15 protein-coding genes are annotated in these 16,499 nt (G+C 68.6%); 5 read left to right on the top strand and 10 right to left on the bottom strand.

Annotation, left to right across the window (positions count from 1 at the left end):
- Positions 1 to 11: 11 nt before the first annotated feature.
- Positions 12 to 605 (bottom strand): hypothetical protein, encoded by a 594-nt coding sequence (locus FBZ88_RS07750; protein ID WP_145616183.1) that lies wholly within the window; start codon positions 603 to 605, stop codon positions 12 to 14.
- Between the two features lie 32 nt (positions 606 to 637).
- Entirely contained in the window at positions 638 to 1,264 is a 627-nt protein-coding gene (locus FBZ88_RS07745; protein WP_145616181.1) for a LysE family translocator, read from the bottom strand.
- Between the two features lie 131 nt (positions 1,265 to 1,395).
- On the opposite strand from FBZ88_RS07745, the gene FBZ88_RS07740 reads away from it, so the two are divergent.
- Positions 1,396 to 1,779 carry a thiol-disulfide oxidoreductase DCC family protein gene (locus FBZ88_RS07740; protein ID WP_145616180.1) on the top strand — a complete coding sequence of 128 codons (384 nt, stop codon included), beginning with the start codon at positions 1,396 to 1,398 and terminating at the stop codon, positions 1,777 to 1,779.
- Positions 1,780 to 1,789: 10 nt separating this feature from the next.
- Here the strand turns inward: FBZ88_RS07740 and FBZ88_RS07735 are convergent, their stop codons facing one another.
- From FBZ88_RS07735 to FBZ88_RS07710, 6 genes are all read right to left on the bottom strand, one after another.
- Complete coding sequence (locus FBZ88_RS07735) at positions 1,790 to 2,182, bottom strand: type II toxin-antitoxin system death-on-curing family toxin (RefSeq protein ID WP_145616178.1); 393 nt, start codon at positions 2,180 to 2,182, stop codon at positions 1,790 to 1,792.
- Entirely contained in the window at positions 2,179 to 2,403 is a 225-nt protein-coding gene (locus FBZ88_RS07730; protein WP_088871631.1) for an AbrB/MazE/SpoVT family DNA-binding domain-containing protein, read from the bottom strand. Before FBZ88_RS07730 ends, FBZ88_RS07735 begins: the two co-directional genes overlap by 4 nt.
- 71 nt (positions 2,404 to 2,474) lie before the next feature.
- Complete coding sequence (locus tag FBZ88_RS07725; protein ID WP_186464267.1) at positions 2,475 to 4,718, bottom strand: molybdopterin-dependent oxidoreductase; 2,244 nt, start codon at positions 4,716 to 4,718, stop codon at positions 2,475 to 2,477.
- An 89-nt stretch (positions 4,719 to 4,807) separates the two neighbouring features.
- Positions 4,808 to 5,341, bottom strand: a complete 534-nt coding sequence (locus FBZ88_RS07720) for a GNAT family N-acetyltransferase (RefSeq protein ID WP_145616176.1) — start codon at positions 5,339 to 5,341, stop codon at positions 4,808 to 4,810.
- A 14-nt stretch (positions 5,342 to 5,355) separates the two neighbouring features.
- A complete protein-coding gene (locus tag FBZ88_RS07715) occupies positions 5,356 to 5,748 on the bottom strand; it encodes a RidA family protein (protein ID WP_145616174.1) in 393 nt (130 codons plus the stop codon).
- Between the two features lie 112 nt (positions 5,749 to 5,860).
- Positions 5,861 to 7,084: a YdcF family protein gene (locus FBZ88_RS07710; protein WP_145616173.1), complete on the bottom strand. Its 1,224-nt coding sequence runs from the start codon at positions 7,082 to 7,084 to the stop codon at positions 5,861 to 5,863.
- 231 nt (positions 7,085 to 7,315) lie between these two features.
- Here FBZ88_RS07710 and FBZ88_RS07705 point away from each other — a divergent pair, with 231 nt between their 5' ends.
- The 3 genes from FBZ88_RS07705 (at position 7,316) to FBZ88_RS07695 (ending at position 11,173) form a co-directional block, all read left to right on the top strand.
- The gene (locus FBZ88_RS07705; protein ID WP_186464266.1) at positions 7,316 to 10,018 is read left to right on the top strand and encodes a M1 family metallopeptidase; all 2,703 of its coding nucleotides are present in this window, start codon (positions 7,316 to 7,318) and stop codon (positions 10,016 to 10,018) included.
- 207 nt (positions 10,019 to 10,225) lie between these two features.
- Positions 10,226 to 10,654 carry a response regulator gene (locus FBZ88_RS07700; RefSeq protein ID WP_145616170.1) on the top strand — a complete coding sequence of 143 codons (429 nt, stop codon included), beginning with the start codon at positions 10,226 to 10,228 and terminating at the stop codon, positions 10,652 to 10,654.
- A gap of 273 nt (positions 10,655 to 10,927) precedes the next feature.
- Positions 10,928 to 11,173 (top strand): hypothetical protein, encoded by a 246-nt coding sequence (locus FBZ88_RS07695; protein ID WP_088871635.1) that lies wholly within the window; start codon positions 10,928 to 10,930, stop codon positions 11,171 to 11,173.
- Positions 11,174 to 11,396: 223 nt separating this feature from the next.
- Here FBZ88_RS07695 and FBZ88_RS07690 read toward each other — a convergent pair whose 3' ends face one another.
- Positions 11,397 to 11,792 (bottom strand): acyl-CoA thioesterase, encoded by a 396-nt coding sequence (locus tag FBZ88_RS07690; RefSeq protein WP_088871636.1) that lies wholly within the window; start codon positions 11,790 to 11,792, stop codon positions 11,397 to 11,399.
- 147 nt (positions 11,793 to 11,939) lie between these two features.
- On the opposite strand from FBZ88_RS07690, the gene parE reads away from it, so the two are divergent.
- The gene (gene parE, locus FBZ88_RS07685) at positions 11,940 to 13,928 is read left to right on the top strand and encodes a DNA topoisomerase IV subunit B (protein WP_145616168.1); all 1,989 of its coding nucleotides are present in this window, start codon (positions 11,940 to 11,942) and stop codon (positions 13,926 to 13,928) included.
- A gap of 61 nt (positions 13,929 to 13,989) precedes the next feature.
- Here parE and FBZ88_RS07680 read toward each other — a convergent pair whose 3' ends face one another.
- On the bottom strand, positions 13,990 to 16,299 hold the full coding sequence (locus FBZ88_RS07680; RefSeq protein WP_145616166.1) for a beta strand repeat-containing protein: 2,310 nt from the start codon (positions 16,297 to 16,299) through the stop codon (positions 13,990 to 13,992).
- Positions 16,300 to 16,499: the final 200 nt, after the last annotated feature.

The raw sequence follows: 16,499 nt of genomic DNA, 5'->3' as shown, positions 1-16,499 counted from the left end.
CGCAGCAGGCGTCACCTGGGATTATAGCGCGTGGCCGACAGGGTGTCGGATACGGCGCAGATTTTGGTGTCCATGAAACCGGCGGCCCGCATCCAGGCGCGCACCGGCGTCTCACCGAACAGGGTCTTGGGGCCCTTGCCGTGGACGATCCACAGCGCGGCCCCTGGCGGCAGGCCCGCGTGCGCGGCCACCGCCCGCTCCAGGTCGGCCACGTCCCGAACCACGGCCAGCGCCAGGCGCGCTTCCGCCGGTGTGGCGGCCACGGCCCCCTTCAACGCCGCCGCCAAGGCGGAATCGTCCGCCGTACCGATGACAAGGACCGGCGCGGCCGGGCTCACGCCCAGTTTCTGCGCCAGGGTGGGCGGCGGGGTGGTCAGCTTCCTGGCCCAATGGGTGGCGGCGTCGGCGCCCAGGGTCAGAATCAGCGGACCGTCCGGCGTGGCCAAAACCAGATCGTCACCCTCGACCGCCACGGCGGTGATGGCAGCCACCGGCACGGTGCGCCGGATCTCGCCGCGCAGGATCAGTTCCCGGCTTTCCAGCAGGGCCTTCACCTCGCCCGCCCCGCCTTGCCATGTTACGTGACAGACGGCCTCTAGCCCCATGATGCGCCCCCGTTGTCGGCGGCGGACGGCCCTCAGCGCTGGGCCGTCGCCAGTTTGATCGCCAGGCCGATGAACACCACGCCGGCAATGCGGTTCAGGATGGTTTGCGCGCTGCTGGAACGCGCCAGCCAGCGGTTCAGGCCGCCGGCCAACACGGCAATGGTGGAGAAACAGGCCAGCGCCACGGCGGCGAACACCGCCCCCAGCAGGAAAATCTGCACGGTGACGCTGCCGTGCTCGGGGGCTGCGAACTGCGGCAGGAAGGCCAGGAAGAAGATCGCCACCTTGGGGTTGGTCACGTTCATGACGATGCCCCGGCCGTAAAGCGTCAGGGTGCGGTCCGCCGCCGCCTTGGCACCGCCCAGCACCTCCGGCGACGCGCGGAAGGATTTGTAGGCCAGGTACAGCAGGTAGGCGGCGCCAGCGGCCTTCAGCAGGGTGAAGGCCAGTTGCGACTGCTGGAAGATGACGGCCACGCCCAGCGCGACGGCGGTCGTATGCACCACCAGGCCGGTGCACAGGCCCAGCGTCACCATCACCCCGGCCCGCCAGCCCCGCGCCGCCGACAGGGTCAGCACGAACAGATTGTCCGGCCCCGGCACGAAGGCCAGGATGGCGGCAGCCGTGATGAACGTCAGCAGGGTTTCCAAGGGCAACATAGGCGCGGTCTCAAGGTCTTGGCGGAAAGGTGTTCAGCCACCGATCCTTCCAGACTTTTACCGTCCCGGCCACTGTCCTTATCGCGTCCGGCCGGTATACTGCCCGGACCTTACCCGTATCGAGAGCCGCCTTGCCTGCTCGTCCCCACCTGACGGTCTGGTACAACACCAAATGCCCCGTCTGTAACGCGGGCATCGACTGGCAGACCAACCGCCTGGTGCAGGCCGCCCGCGCCGGCGTCATCGCCTTCCGCGACATCAACCTGGAGCCGGAGGCGCTGGCCCGCTTCGGCGCGGATGTGGAGGCCGTACGCCGCCGCCTGCACGGGATCGACGCCGGCGGCCGCCTGCTGGTGGATGCGGACTGCGCCATCGCCATCTGGCGCCACACGCCGGGCGACGCCTGGCTGGCCACCCTGCTGGGCAACCGCCTGATCCGCCCCTGCACCCGCCTCGCCTACGACCACTTCGCCGACATTCTGTACGCCTGGAACCGGCGAAAGGGGCACTGGTGACCGGTTCGGGTCATCCTTCGACGCTGTTGTCGGCTACCCACTGGCGGAACGCTTCTTCCGACCGGTCACCAGCCGCGACGGACTGGATCATGTCGGCGGCATCCCGCTCGCTCACGTCCAAGAAAAGTCCATTCAGGATCAAGGTGGTTCCCAACGCGACGAAACCGGCGCGTTTGTTGCCATCGACGAAGGGGTGGTTGCGCAAAATACTGACGCATACCGCCGCCGCCAGATCGAACACCGTGACCGGGTTCTCGGCATACGCGACGATTTGATAGGCGCGGGCCAGTGACGCCTCCAGCGCCCCACGATCCCGCAGGCCCGGCGCGCCACCGTGTTCCGCCAGCAGTTCCGTGTGCAGGTCAATGATCGCTTCGATAGGCGGGAGGACGAGTCCCGTCACTTGGCCAGCACCGCCATGGCGCGGCGGTACCGGGTGGAAAATGCCCGGCCAGCCTCCATGGCTTTGCTGTAATCGTCGCTGGATTTGGCGATCTCAATGCGCCCGTCGCGCACCGACAGCGTGACCTCATCACCCCGGTCCAGGCGCGCCTCCGTCAGCACATCGCGGGGGATGGTGATGCCCGTTGAGTTTCCAACCTTGGTCAACTTGGTGGTGTGCATGGGGGCGCTCCTCACATCGCCACACACTATGTAATAACAAATGTTCCTACGTCAATGTCCCCATTACCTGGCTACTCCGCCGCCTGCACTGCCGGCAGCGGCGCCGGTTCCAGCGTCACGGCTACACCGCTCAGCACAGCGTTGCCGGACAGCGGGTCACGCAGATTCTCGTCCAGCAGCGCGTTGAGGTTGGCGCCCGGGCGCTGGCTGGCCAGGCCCAGGCGGGCGCCGTCGGCGTCGTGGCCCCAGCCGTGGGGCAGGCTGACAACGCCGGGCATCATGTCGGCGCTGACGGCCACCTGCACCTCGATGACCCGGCCGGTGCGGGACAGGCGGGCCCTGCCGCCGTGCACCACGCCGTGGCGGCGGGCGTCGTCCGGATGCACCAGCACGGTGCAACGGAACGGCCCCTTGGCCAGGATGGGCAGGTTGTGCATCCAGCTGTTGTTGGAGCGCAGGTCACGACGGCCGATGATCACCAGATCCGGTGCCGGCTGGTCCAGCGCCGCCACGGCGCGGGCCAGGTCCGCCACCAGGATGTCGGGCGCCAGCTCGACGCGGCCGCTGGGGGTGCGCAGCACCTCGGGGACGCGGGGCTGCAGGGCGCCGAGGTCGATGCCGCCCACGCTATCCGTCACCTTGGCGAGAGTCAGGCCATCCGGCTTGGCGCCGAAGCCATCGCCGTAGGGGCCGCCGCGCAAGGCCAAGTCCAGCAGGCGTTCCGGCCCCGTCCAGCGCGAAACGGCGGCCAGGACGGCGGCGGCATGGTCGCCGGCCCAGCGCCCCACCTCCGCCGCCACCATGGCATCATCCAGGGCGGCCGGGTCGGCATCGGCCCCCTTGCCTTCCGCGATGGCCGCCAGCTTCAGCAGCACCTGCCATTCCGCCAAAACGCCCTCGCCCCGGGGCAGCAGCGCCGGGCTGTAGCGGGCGTGGTTGCGATAGGACAGCTGCGGGAAGGCGACGTCGTAATGGCTGTCCTGGAAGGGCGACACGCCGGGCAGGATGACGTCGGCATGCCGCGTCGTCTCATTCAGGTAGATGTCGACGCTGACCATCAGGTCCAGCTGGTCCAGCGCCCGGGCCAGACGGTCGCCGTTGGGCGAGGACAGCACGGGATTGCCGGCCACCGTGAACAGGGCCCGCACCTGGCCCTCGCCGGGCGTCTCGATCTCCTCCGCCAGGCATCCCACCGGCAGCTCACCGAACACCTCCGGCGCGTTCGACACGCGGGAGCGGCGGCGGCCCAGCGGCACGCCGCGCCCCGTGCCGCCCTTCCCCACCGTATTGGCGGCGAAGGCGGCGGCCTTGGGGAACATCGCCCCGCCGGGCGCATCCAGGTTACCGGTCAGGACGTTGACGACGTCCACCAACCAGCTGGCCAGGGTGCCGAATTCCTGGGTGCAGGTGCCGATGCGGCCGTACAGCACCGCCGGCGCCGAGCCCGCCAGGTCCCGCGCCAGGGCCCGGATGGTGTCGGCCGGGATGGCGGTGTGGACGGCGGCCCGCTCCGGCGTGAAGGGGGCGATGGCGGCGCGCAGTTCCTCAACACCCGTCACATGGTCCGCCAGCCGGCCCAGCCGCACCAGGTTCTCCCCGAACAGGGTGTGGACCAGGGCCGCCAGCAGGAAGACGTCGCTGCCCGGGCGGATGAAATGATGCTCATCCGCCAGGGCCGCCGTCTCCGTCCGCCGGGGGTCGATCACCACCAGCCGGCCGCCGCGCGCCTTCAGATCCAGCGCCTTGCCGCGGAAGTCGGGCACCGTCCACAGGCTGCCGTTGGACGCCATGGGGTTGCCCCCCAGGATGACCATGAGCTTGGTGCGCTCGATATCCGGCACGGGAATGCTCAGCCAATGGCCGAACATCAGGCCGCTGGACAACTGCTTGGGCATCTGGTCCAGGGTGGAGGCGGAATAGATGTTGCGCGTGCCCAGGGCCCGCGCCAGCACCGGCGTGTACAGCAGCAGGCCCATCTTGTGGGCGGCGGGGTTGCCGATGTAGGTCGCCGCCGCGTCCCGGCCGTGGGTTTCCAGCAGAGGGGTCAGCCGCCGCTCGATTTCGGCGAAGGCCTCCTCATACGTGGCCTCGACGAAGCGGCCGTCGCGCTTGATCAGCGGCGTGCGCAGCCGGTCGGGGTCCTCATGCAAATCCTTGAGCGCCACACCCTTGGGGCAGATGTAGCCGTGGCTGAACACGTCCGCCTCGTGCCCCCGGATGCGGGTGACGGCGCCGTCCACCAGCGTGACCTCCAGGCCGCAGCACGCCTCGCACAGCGGGCAGATGCGGTGGGCGATGGCTTCTGTACCAGTCACGGGCGGGCCTCCCAGATTATTGTGGCCCAACTATCGGCGGTGACGGTGTCGCTGTCCAGTATGGACGCTAGCGGTCGCTAGCCCGTCCCTCAGCCGTCCATCCATTCCGGCGCGTACTGCACCATGCCTTCAACGCCGCTCAGGCCATCGGGCGTCAGTGCCAGGACCATGCAGTTCCGCGCCGGCACCGTGAAGGGCACGGCGATGGCATGGTCCGCCATGGGCCGGTAGCCGAAGCGGCGATAATAGTCCGGGATGCCGACCAGGACGACGGAGCCGTAGCCCAAGTCCCGCGCCCGCTGGTGTGCCGCCCTCACCAGCCGGCCGCCCACGCCCCGCCCCTGCCATTCCGGCACGACGGACAGGGGCGCCAGGGCCAAGGTCGGGGTGGAGCCTCGGGCCCCGCGTATGGCGGCCCGGGTCAGCAAGATGTGCCCCACCACCCGGCCGTCCTCCTCCGCCAGCAGCGACAGCGCCGGTATCCAGGCGGCGCTGCTGCGCAGGCGGGCGATCATCAAATGCTCACGATGGTCGCTGTAGGGCACGTCGGCGTAGGCCCGCCGCACCGCCGCCGCGATGGCGGCGGCGTCATCCGGGCCCTCCTGCCTGACGATCAGCGCCATGCCCCGCGCCAGCCTTACGGCGCCAACGAAGCCGTGGCGCTGATCTCCACCAGCAGGTCGGGAGAGATCAGCGGCCCCACCTGCACGATGGTGGTGGCGGGCTTGCCCCCGCCGAAGACGGCGCCGTGGGCGCGACCCACATCCTGCCAGGTGGCCATGTCGGTCAGGTAGATGCGGGTCTCCACCACATGCTCCGGCCCGGCGCCCAGCTCGGCCAGGGCGGCCACGATGCGCTCCAGAATCACCTTGGCCTGGCCGCCGGCATCGCCGGGGTGGAAGGCCTTGCCGTCCGGGCCGCCGCTGGCGGTGGTGCCGGACACGAAAATCAGGTCGCCGGCCTTGACCGCCCGCGAATAGCCGATGGCCTCCCCCCAGGCGGACGCCACCTCAACCTTCTGCCTACCCATGCTTCAGTTCCCTATTGTTCGCCGCGCCTGATGTCGGCGCAGTTTAATTGCGCCGACACCATAACGTCTGGTTTTTTATGATCCAGCGGCGGGAAAGCAGGGCTGATGCGCTTCAGGGATCCAGCGGGTCACCGGCGTCCAGCGTCAGGGCCGACAGGGTGGGCAGGTAGGCCACGTCGAAGGGCGACACCCGCTCCAGCCCGGTGAAGGGGACATAGCCCAGGTCCTCCTGGTTGCGGGTGGCGAAGCGGTCCTCGGTGATGTAGCCGCTCTGCCCCAGGTCGGTGACCACCAGGGCCTTGCGGTCCATAGGCATGCCGTAGCGATAGATCAGGCGGTCGGCATTGCGCAGGTTGGTGGTGGTGTGGCGGGCGTGCGGCTCCACCAGGATGGCGTCCGCCGGTATGCCATAGTCCTGGACCAGGGCCTTCTTCATCTCCAGCGCCTCATTATAGGGCGTCTGGTTGGGATGGACGTTCCCGCCGCTGACGATGATGACCGGCGCCTTGCCGTCACGCCAGCGCCTGGCCGCCAGTTGCACCCGCAGCAGCCCAGGCGCCGACAGGGCCACCCCCGCCGTCTCCGGCCCATAGCCCGGCACCACCAGGGCGGTGTAGGGATACTTGGCCCAGTTGACGGTCTTCAGGCGGGCCACCGCCGCCTTGTTCTCGCCCGCCTCCATGGGTTCGAACCGGCCGGCCTCGTCCCGGCGGTTGATCTGCAACAGCAGCAGGGCGAACGCCTCGGTCGGCTCAAAGAACGGGCTGTCATCCGCCAAGCCGTCCACCAGGACGGAGACCGCGCTTTTCACCAGCGTGCCATAGACCGGCGTGGCCACGTCATAGGCGGGGCCATCGATGGCCGGGCCGCGTGGTTTCTCGCCGAGGCCATAGACCGCCAGGATGTGGTGGGCGGTGGTCGCGGCCTGCGTCCAGGCGCGGACCACCACGTCGGCGTCCTGGCCCGGCGCCGCGGGGTAGAGGCCGCTGGCGTCCAGGGCGGTCGCCAGGCGTCGCGTTGCCTCCGGATGGGCCTTCAGGGCGGCGGCCAAAGCCTGGCCGGCGGCGGCCACCTCCGTGTCCGACCAGTCGAAGCCGCGGATGTAACAGCCGGTGTCGCCGCCGCAGGCCTCCACCGCCCCGCGCGCCCGGGCGCGGCGCTCTGCCGCCAGGCGGTTCAGTTCCGGCGCGGTCGCCACGGCCGCCAGCGCCTGCGGGTCGCGTGACAGCAGGGTCAAGCCATAGAACAGCTTGTCGCGCAGGGGCTGTTTATAGACCAGCGGCTTGGCCGCCGGCATCGTGGGCTCCGCCGCCCGCGCCGCTCCCGTCCAAGCCATTCCGGCCATCACCGCAATCGCCGCTACCCGCGCCCAGCACCGCATATTTCCAAGCCTTCGGTCCGTTAAAGTCGCGACACCCTACACGGGAACAGCGTCGCTTGCATGACCATGCACGGGTACCACCCCTTGCCCGAAGTCCTAGCCGCATCGGGACGTTGCGCGCTGTGGAACGTCACGGTCATAGTGCGCGGCACTCGACGACCGCCCAGCCAGGAAACACCGACCGCCTTGCCCACCCTGCCCCGCCTCACGGCCCTGTTCCTGGCCCTAGTCCTCGCGGCCCTGCTGCCGCCCCGGGCCGACGCCTGGGCGGCCAAGCCCAAGCCCTTGAAGGCGCAGGCCGATACGGAAGAGGTGGTGCCCACCGTGCGCCTGCCCGATACGGTGCGACCCTTGCGCTACCGTTTGAACCTGACCATAGACCCTGACCAGACCGAATATTCCGGCCAGGTGGAAATCAAGGTCGCGCTGAGCAAGGCGGCGGATCATATCTGGCTGAACGGCCGCGACCTGGACATGGCGTCCGCCGAGGTGGTGACGGCGGCGGGGGAGCATCTGCCCGCCACCTGGGACCAGGTGACACCGGACGGCGTGGCCCGCATGGGCTTCCCCCGGTCGCTGGCACCGCAGACCCTGACCCTGCGCTTCACCTACACCGCCCCCTTCGACCCCTCGCTGGACGGCCTCTATCGGGTCAGCGAGAAGGGGCTGAACTACGCCTTCAGCCAGTTCGAGGCCATCAGCGCCCGCCAGGCCTGGCCCTGCTTCGACGAGCCGCGCTTCAAGACACCCTATGACATCACGCTGACGGTGAAGGCGGGGGATGAGGCGGTGACCAACACCCTGCCCGTGCGGGAGGAGGCGGTGCCCGGTGGCGGCAGGCGCCTGACCTTCGCACCCACCCGGCCCTTGCCCACCTATCTGCTGGCCTTCGCCGTGGGGCCGCTGGACATCGTGAAGGGCCCGACCATTCCGCCCAGCGGCGCCCGCCGCCGGCCCATCCCCCTGCGCGGCGTGGCGCTGCATGGCAAGGGCCCGCGCCTGGCCTATGCCCTGTCGGTCACGCCCGGCCTGTTCCTGACGATGGAACGCTATTTCGGCATCCCCTACGCCTACGGCAAGCTGGACCTGATCGCGGCCCCCGACTTCGACGCCGTGGGCATGGAGAACGCCGGCACCATCATTTATAGCGAGCAGCGCCTGCTGGTGAAGGCCGATGACACGGTGGACGCGCGCCGCCGCTTCCTGGTGCTGCACGCCCATGAAATCGCCCACCAATGGTTCGGCGACCTGGTGACACCGGCCGGCTGGGAGGACATCTGGCTGAACGAGGCGTTCGCCAGTTGGCTGGCGCCCAAAGCGGTGGATGCCTGGCAGCCGCGCATGCTGACCGCCCGCGTGGTGGAGCAGGAGGCGCTGGAGGCCATGGATCTGGACTCCCTTGCCTCCACGCGCACCATCCACCAGCCCATTGCCACCACCAGCGACATCGAAACCGCCTTCGACAACATCACCTACCGCAAGGGGGCCGGCGTGCTGTCGATGGTGGAGGGCTATATCGGCCCCGACGCCTTCCGCAAGGCGGTGGCCACGCACCTGCGCCGCCACATCGACGGCGTGGCGACGGCCCAGGATTTCTTCGGCGCCCTGGCCGACACGGTGCATGACCCGGTGCTGGTCGATTCCCTGCGCTCCTACATCAACCTGCCGGGCGTGCCGCGCCTGTCGCTGGGCTGGACCTGCCCCCGCACCGGGCTGCAGGTTCTGACGGCCCAGCGCCGGTACCGCCCCCTGGGTTCCGAGGCCGCCACGGCGGCCCATTGGACCCTGCCCTTGTGCGTGCGGCCGGGCGCGGCCGGCACCACCACCTGCATGATGGTGACGGCGACGCGCCAGGCCCTTCCCCTCAACCAGTCCGCTTGCCCGGCGGTGCTGATTCCCAACGCCACCGGCAGCGGCTATTTCCGGCTGTCGCTGACGACCGAACACTGGCGCCGGCTGTTGGCCGTGCTGCCGCGCCTGCCGGCGGCGGAGCAACTGGCCCTGCTGGAAAGCCTGTGGGGCGAAGTCGCGGCCGGCCACCAGCCCCAGTCGCTATACCTCACCGCCGCCGTCAGCCTGGCCACCGTGCCCGCCTGGGATGTGGCCTCCGCCCCCTTCCCCCGGCTCAAGCAGTTGCTGGAGCAGGCGCCGACCGACAGCGACCGCGCCGCCCTGCGCCTGTTCCTGCTGCAGGCCTGGCGGCCGGTACTGGCCCGCGTGGGGCTGACACCAGGCAAGCTGGACCGGGTGGCGCCGGAAAACACCGCCCTGCTGCGCGACCGGCTGGTGGCTTTCCTGGCGCTGGAGCTGCGGGACGAGGACGTGCGGATGCGCTTGATGGCGTTGATGCGGACGTCCGACACCCAGCCGCCCGCGGAGATACGGGCCACGGGCATGGCGGTCATGGCCCAGGAACTGGGGCGTCCCTACATCAACGGCCTGGTCGACCAGCTGCGATCCTCCACCGACGCGGAAGAGCGGGAAATGGCGCTGGACGCCTTGAACCGGGTGACCGACCCCACCCTGGCGGCGGAGGTGCGCGACATGGTGTTCGCGCCCTGGCTGAAACTGAACGAGGTCAACATGCTGATTCGCGGCCAGGGGCGTGAATCCAGTCACGTTCCCGCCTATTGGGCCTGGGTACAGGCCAATATGGCCCATCTGCGCGCCCGGGGTTCCTCCGCCACCTTGGGCGCGCTGACCCTGCCGCTGGAGGGGCTGTGCAGCACCACCGCGGCGGACCAGGTGGAGGGCTTCTTCCGGCCCATGGCCGCCGAGTTGGAAGGCGGCGGACGCACGGTGGACCAGGCGGTGGAGCGCATCCGCCTGTGCGCGGCGCAACGGTCCGGCCCCCCGCCCCAAACGCCAACACCGGAACAAAAGCAATAATCCCTAAAGTGTAACCCCGAAAGTTTCGATCATCTGGCTGAATTGTTTAGGCTCATGGCTTGCTGTACCTACTGAAGGAACAGTGTTGCAATGGGGCCTTGGGGCCTGACCTGGCCATTAGGCCTGGGTATGAGGATATGCGTGGGGCGCACGCCGGGGGGCGGCTTCCACAAGGCATCGCGTCGGGGATGACCAGTCAGGGGAAGCATGAGTCAGGCAGAAATCAACCGGGACGCCGACGACGGCGATGACGCCGCAGTCCGTTTGATGATCGTGGAGGATGACGCCCTGGTGGCCTTGGGCATTCGCCTGACGGTCGAGGATCTGGGCTATTACGTCTGCGGCATCGCGGCGTCAGAACCCGAGGCCGTCGCGCTGGCCGCCAGCAGCCATCCCGACCTGGCCCTCATGGACATTCGCCTGAAGGGCACCGTGGATGGAATCGACACGGCCCGGCGACTCAGAAACGAATTCAGCCTGCGATCAGTCTTCCTATCGGCCTACACGGACGAGCAGACCATGGCCCGGGCCAGCCTGACCTATCCGTTGGGCTTCGTGCAAAAGCCATATTCCGCGGGACAGTTGAAGTCGGCCCTGGACCTGGCGTTGCGGCGGCTTGCCGCACCCAAGGACTAGACGGAAATCCCCGTTGAGTGCCGCCCGCCCCCGGGTCAAAAAGGCTTAGGACGAATTCCTGCTTGGAATGATGTCCAGACTGGCGTGTTATCAAGGCGGTAGCGTTCCGTCGTGGTTAACGCGCCGGCAGGGTTTCCCGCATTGGCCGGCCGCGTTGCCTTAATTCCGCCGGAAGGTGCTGCAAAATCATTGTCGTGGCTCGGGAGCCTCGGGCCACGACGTCAAGACGTGCGGAACCAATCCGCGCGTAAAGACGCATAGAAGGAGAGGAATATGCGCTTTAAAGCCCTGATGCTCGCCCCGGTTCTGTTGGTTGGCCTGGCTGCTTGCGACAAGCACGACGCCCCGGCCCCTGCCAAGACCGAAGCCCCGGCTGCCGCCCCTGCGGCGCCGGCCGCCGAACCGCCGGCCGCCGCCCCGGCTGACAGCACTGCCACCCCGGCGCCGGCCCCGTCCGACGCCACCCCGGCCCCGGCCACGCCGGAGCCCTCCACGACCGAACCCCCGAAGGGCAACTAAGCACTTCGTCGGGGCTTTGGCCTAGCGTTCACAGGCCCGTTCCGCATCGGAACGGGCCTGTTTTCGTTTGTTCGTTTGCCTCAGGCGCCGGCGGGGCATCCGCCCCTTGGCTATCCTCGCTGCGCGCCCCTTTCCCGTATACAGCGGTGCTCGCTGCGGCGGCCCCGGTCGGGGCCTAGGGGGGCTTTTGCTGGGGGGTGCTTTTGCTGGCCCGGAAGTTAAATCACTCCGCCTCAACCGGGCGGGGGCGGCCGTCTTCGCCGATGGCGACGTAGGTGAAGACGCCTTCGGTCACATGCACCGCCTCGCCCGTGGCGCCCCGGCGCACCCAGGTGTCGATGCGCACGCGGAGGGAGGTGCGGCCAACGGCCAGGATCTCGGTGTAGCAATTCAGCTCATCGCCCACCGCCACCGGGCGGTAGAACTTCATGGCCTCAATGCCCACCGTCGCCACCTTGCCCCGCGCCCGGCGCACAGCCTTGGCGGCGCCGGCCAGATCCATTTGCGACAGCACCCAGCCGCCGAAGATGTCGCCGTTGGCGTTGGTGTCCGCCGGCATGGCGAAGGTGCGCAGCGCCGGCGCCGTGGAGAAATCGGGGGTGGGCGGTTGGTCGTTCATTGTTCCATACTCCTGGGGTCCACACTCCTGGCCGGGCACCTGATTTGGAGGATACCCGCGTCCATCCTTACAAAATGTGGTGGTTATCGGGGCTGACCCGCCGCCCCGGTCCTTGAACTGCGGCGACGCCCACTCCTATAATGGGGTATGAGCGACCTGTTTCAGAATACCGCCCGCAAGCAAGACAGCTATTCCGCCCAGGACATCGAGGTCCTGGAGGGGCTGGAGCCTGTCCGCCGCCGCCCTGGCATGTACATTGGCGGCACGGACGAACGCGCCCTGCACCATCTGGTGGCCGAGGTGCTGGACAACGCCATGGACGAGGCGGTGGCCGGCCACGCCACCCGCATCGACCTGGAACTGGCGTCCGACGGCACCGTGTCCATCCGCGACAACGGCCGCGGCATCCCGGTGGATGACCACCCGAAATATCCGGGCAAGTCGGCGCTGGAGGTCATCCTCACCACCCTGCATTCCGGCGGCAAGTTCAGCGGCAAGGTCTACGCCACCTCCGGCGGCCTGCACGGCGTGGGCCTGTCCGTCGTGACCGCGCTGACCGACCAGCTGACGGTGGAGGTGGCGCGCGACCGCACGCTGTACACGCAAAGCTACAGCCGCGGCGTGCCCCTGACGCCCTTGGTGAACGCCGGCCCGGTGAACAACCGCCGCGGCACCCTGGTGCGCTTCCACCCCGACGCCCAGATTTTCGGCGAAGGCGCCCATTTCAAGGCGGAGCGGCTGTACCGCATGGCGCGGTCCAAGGCCTATCTGTTCCGGGGCGTGGAAATCCGCTGGAGCTGCGACCCCTCGCTGCTGGCCGATGACAGCGCCGTGCCGGCAGCCGAGACCCTGCACTTCCCCAACGGCCTGCTCGATTATCTGATGTCGGCCCTGAAGGACCGGCGCACCGTCACCCCCACCGCCTTCGCGGGCCAGGCCGACTTCCCCAACCAGGCCGGCCGTGTGGAATGGGCGGTGGCCTGGCCCGAGGATGACGAGGGCTTCAGCCACACCTACTGCAATACCATCCCCACGCCCCAGGGCGGCACGCATGAGCAGGGCCTGCGGCAGGCGCTGACGCGCGGCCTGAAGGGCTATGGCGAGCTGGTGGGCAACCGCAAGGGCCCGTCCCTGACCGCCGAGGACGTGGTGGACGGCGCCACCATCCTGCTGTCCGTCTTCATCCGCGACCCGCAGTTCCAGGGCCAGACCAAGGAAAAGCTGGTGAGCGCGGAGGCCGTGCGCCTGACCGAGGCGGCCATCAAGGACCATTTCGACCACTGGCTGTCGGCCGCCCCCGACGCCGCCAAGGTGCTGCTGGACCGCCTGGTGGAAAAGGCGGAGGAGCGGGCGCGGCGCCGCGCCGCCAAGGACATGGCGCGCAAGGCCCCTACCCGCCGCCTGCGCCTGCCGGGCAAGCTGGCCGATTGCTCGCGCCAAAGCTCCGAAGGCACCGAGATCTTCATCGTCGAGGGCGACAGCGCCGGCGGCAGCGCCAAGCAGGCGCGCAACCGCGAAACCCAGGCCATCCTGCCCCTGCGCGGCAAAATCCTGAACGTGGCCTCGGCCAGCACGGACAAGCTGCGCGGCAACCAGGAACTGAGCGACCTGGTGCAGGCCCTGGGCTGCGGCGCCGGCAAGGACTTCTCCGCCGAGCGGCTGCGCTATGAGCGCATCGTCATCATGACGGACGCCGACGTCGACGGCGCCCACATCGCCTCGCTGCTGATGACCTTCTTCTATCGCGAGATGCCGGCGCTGATCCAGAACGGCAACCTCTACCTGGCCCTGCCCCCGCTGTACCGCCTGTCCCAGGGCAGCAACGTCCGCTACGCCCGCGACGACGCCCACAAGGACGAGCTGCTGGCCAGCGTGTTCAAGGCCAACCAGAAGGTGGAGATCAGCCGCTTCAAGGGCCTGGGCGAAATGCAGCCCAGCCAGCTGAAGGAAACCACCATGGACCCGACGCGCCGCACCCTGCTGCGCGTGACCGTGCCGGACGTCCGCGACCCCGAGCAGAAGGACGACGCGGAGAACACGGCCAGCCTGGTGGAAAGTCTGATGGGCCGCAAGCCGGAGCTGCGCTTCAAGTTCATCCAGGAAAACGCCAAGTTCGCGCAGGACCTGGACGTTTAAGCGCCGGCTGAAAGCTTAGGCGAACGCCCGGACGGAAGTCACCGTCCGGGCGTTTTGTTTTTCACGTGTGCCAGACGCCGTTCAGGGCACCGGCGTAATAGCTGTTGCCGGTGCTGGTCTGGCTGGTGGTCAGCGGGTTGAAGCCGGCATGGCCGTTGGTGAAGGTGGTCATCTTGCCCAGCAGGGTGGTCACGTCAGCGGGCGTCAGCAGCACGCCGTCGCTGGCCTTGATGGTGGCGACCTCGGCGCTGGTGCTGGTGAACCAATTCGCCAGGCGCGCCGCCTGCCCCGCCCCCAATTGTTCCACCACTAGGTCGTTGCCCGCACGCTGCAGCCAGACCTTGTCATGGGTGACGAACAGGTCCAGCTCACCGCTGGGTCCCACCCCGTTGCTGGACAGGGAGACGGCGGCGCCGCTGCCGGCCATGACGATCTTGTTGCCGGCGCCGGTCAGGTTCAGCGTGTCCCCGCTGCCGGTCAGGGTGACGGTGTTGCCGGTCCCCGTCATCTTCAGGCCGCCCTGGGGGCCGACCGTGATCACGTTGCCGGAACCGTTGACGGTGTTGCTGGACTTGGCGGCCAGGGTGATGGCGTCACCGCCCGCCGTCACGTTATTGCCCGTGCCGCTGAGGGTCAGGGTTTCGCCGGCGACCGTCAGGGCGATGGCGCTGCTGGTGCCGTTGACCGTCTCCGCCGCGCCAATGGGTGCCGCCACCGTCAGCGTCGCGTCGGAGGCCGTGATGGTATTCCTGCCGCCGGTCACCGTCAGGCTGGCGCCGCTGGCGATGGTCGCGGTGTCGCCATCACCATTGAGGGTGGCGCTGGCCTTGGCGGCCAGGATCACGCTGCCGCCCGCTGCGGTGGTCACCTGGTTGCCCGTGCCTGCCAGGGTCAGCGTATCCCCCGTCCCCTGCACGAGGATGGTATCGCCCGTGGCGCTGATGCTCTCGGCACTGTTGCTGGCGGTGATGGTGATGGTCGCGCGGCTGGCGGCGCTGCCCACCACGACGTTCTTGCCGCCGGCCAGGGTGACCTGGTCGCCCGTGCCGGTCAGCGACAGTGTGGCGCCGCTGCCCGCGATCAGCGTGTCGTTGTTGCCGGTGGCCAGCAGGATGCCCACGTTGGTCAGCGCATCGACCTTGCTGCCCCCCGTGACGGAGGCGCGCCCGCTGACCAGGTTGATGGTCATGCCGCTGGCGTCGTAGCGAATGGTGGCGGCGGCCGAGCCCGAGAGCGTCGCGCCGGTGGCGTTGCCCACCACCGTCGTGGCGGCGGCCGTCGCGGCCACGGTGGCGCCACCCAGGGCGGTGACGATATTGCCGGCGCCCTGCACCACGGCCCTGCCGCCATCGCCGACGGTGACGATGTTGTTGGTGCCATTGATGGTGGCGGCGGCCCCTAGCGCCACGGTGACGGTGTTGCCGCCCCCGGAGATGAGGTCGCCGGTCGCGGCCACGCCGATGGTCCCGCTATTGCCCAGCACGGTTTGGCCATTGGCCGCCAAGCTGAGGTTGAACCCCGGCCCGGCGGCGGTGAGCGTTGCGTCGCGGCCCAGGATGGTGGTCGGGCGGGCGCTGGCCGGGCCGGTCAAGGTGGCGCTGCCGCCGGACAGGAAGTTCAGCGAGGTGCCGTCGCCGTTCAGCGCCAGGTCGGACTGGGTGGTGATGGTGCCGGTACCGGCATAAAGGCGGTTGGCCCCCTTCTTCGAACCAGTCACGGTCACGTTGCTGGCGCCGGCCAGGACATGGATGGTGTTGCCTGCGGCCTGGACCAGCATGTTGCTGCCGCCTACCGACAGGGCATTGCTGGCGTAGTTCAGGAACACGGTATCGCCCGTGCCCGTCACCGTTTCCACCAGGTTGGTCGCGGCCAGGACGATGGTGGAGTTGCTGCCCAGGTCGGTGACGGAGTTGCCCGAGGTGTTGAGGTTCAGCGTGCCCGAGCCGTTCATGGTGACCTGGTTGCCGGTGCCGTTGACCGTCAGGCCGCCGCTTTTGGCGATGGTCAGGAAATTCAGGCTGCCGGTGAAACTGGAGGCGAAGCCGTTGAAGGACACATGGTCGCCGGAATAGCTGTCGACGACGGTGTTGTTGTTATTGATATTGACGATGTTGCCGCCGCCGATGAGGGTGATCACATCGGCGGTGGCGGTGACGGAGATCACCCCGCCCCCCACGGCGATGGTGTTGCCCGCGAAACTGTCGACGATGGTGTTGCCGCCGCCAACGATGCTGGTCACGCCGCTGATGGTCGATTGCAACAGGGTGATGGTGTTGCCGGATCCGACGATGGTGTCGCGGTTCCCTTGCACGACCAGCGTGCCGCTGTTCGCCAGCGTCGAACGATTATTTGCGGTAACAATGGTGGCCATCGTGCGTTCCCCAACAAACACGCAAGGTGGCCATATGGCGATCACCCGGACTGTTGTACACCGCGCATAAGATTATATCGGGGCTCAGCTTGGTCGCGGCCAAGAAAAAGGCCGCATCGCTGCGGCCTTTTTCAAACAAACCGGATGTTCGGCCAGGCTGCCCGCCTGGCGCCGCCCATCACCGGAAATCAGAAGTGGAA

This window comes from Nitrospirillum bahiense, assembly GCF_007828025.1.
Classification (GTDB): Bacteria; Pseudomonadota; Alphaproteobacteria; order Azospirillales; family Azospirillaceae; genus Nitrospirillum; species Nitrospirillum amazonense.
This window is presented reverse-complemented; position numbering and strand designations above follow the sequence as displayed.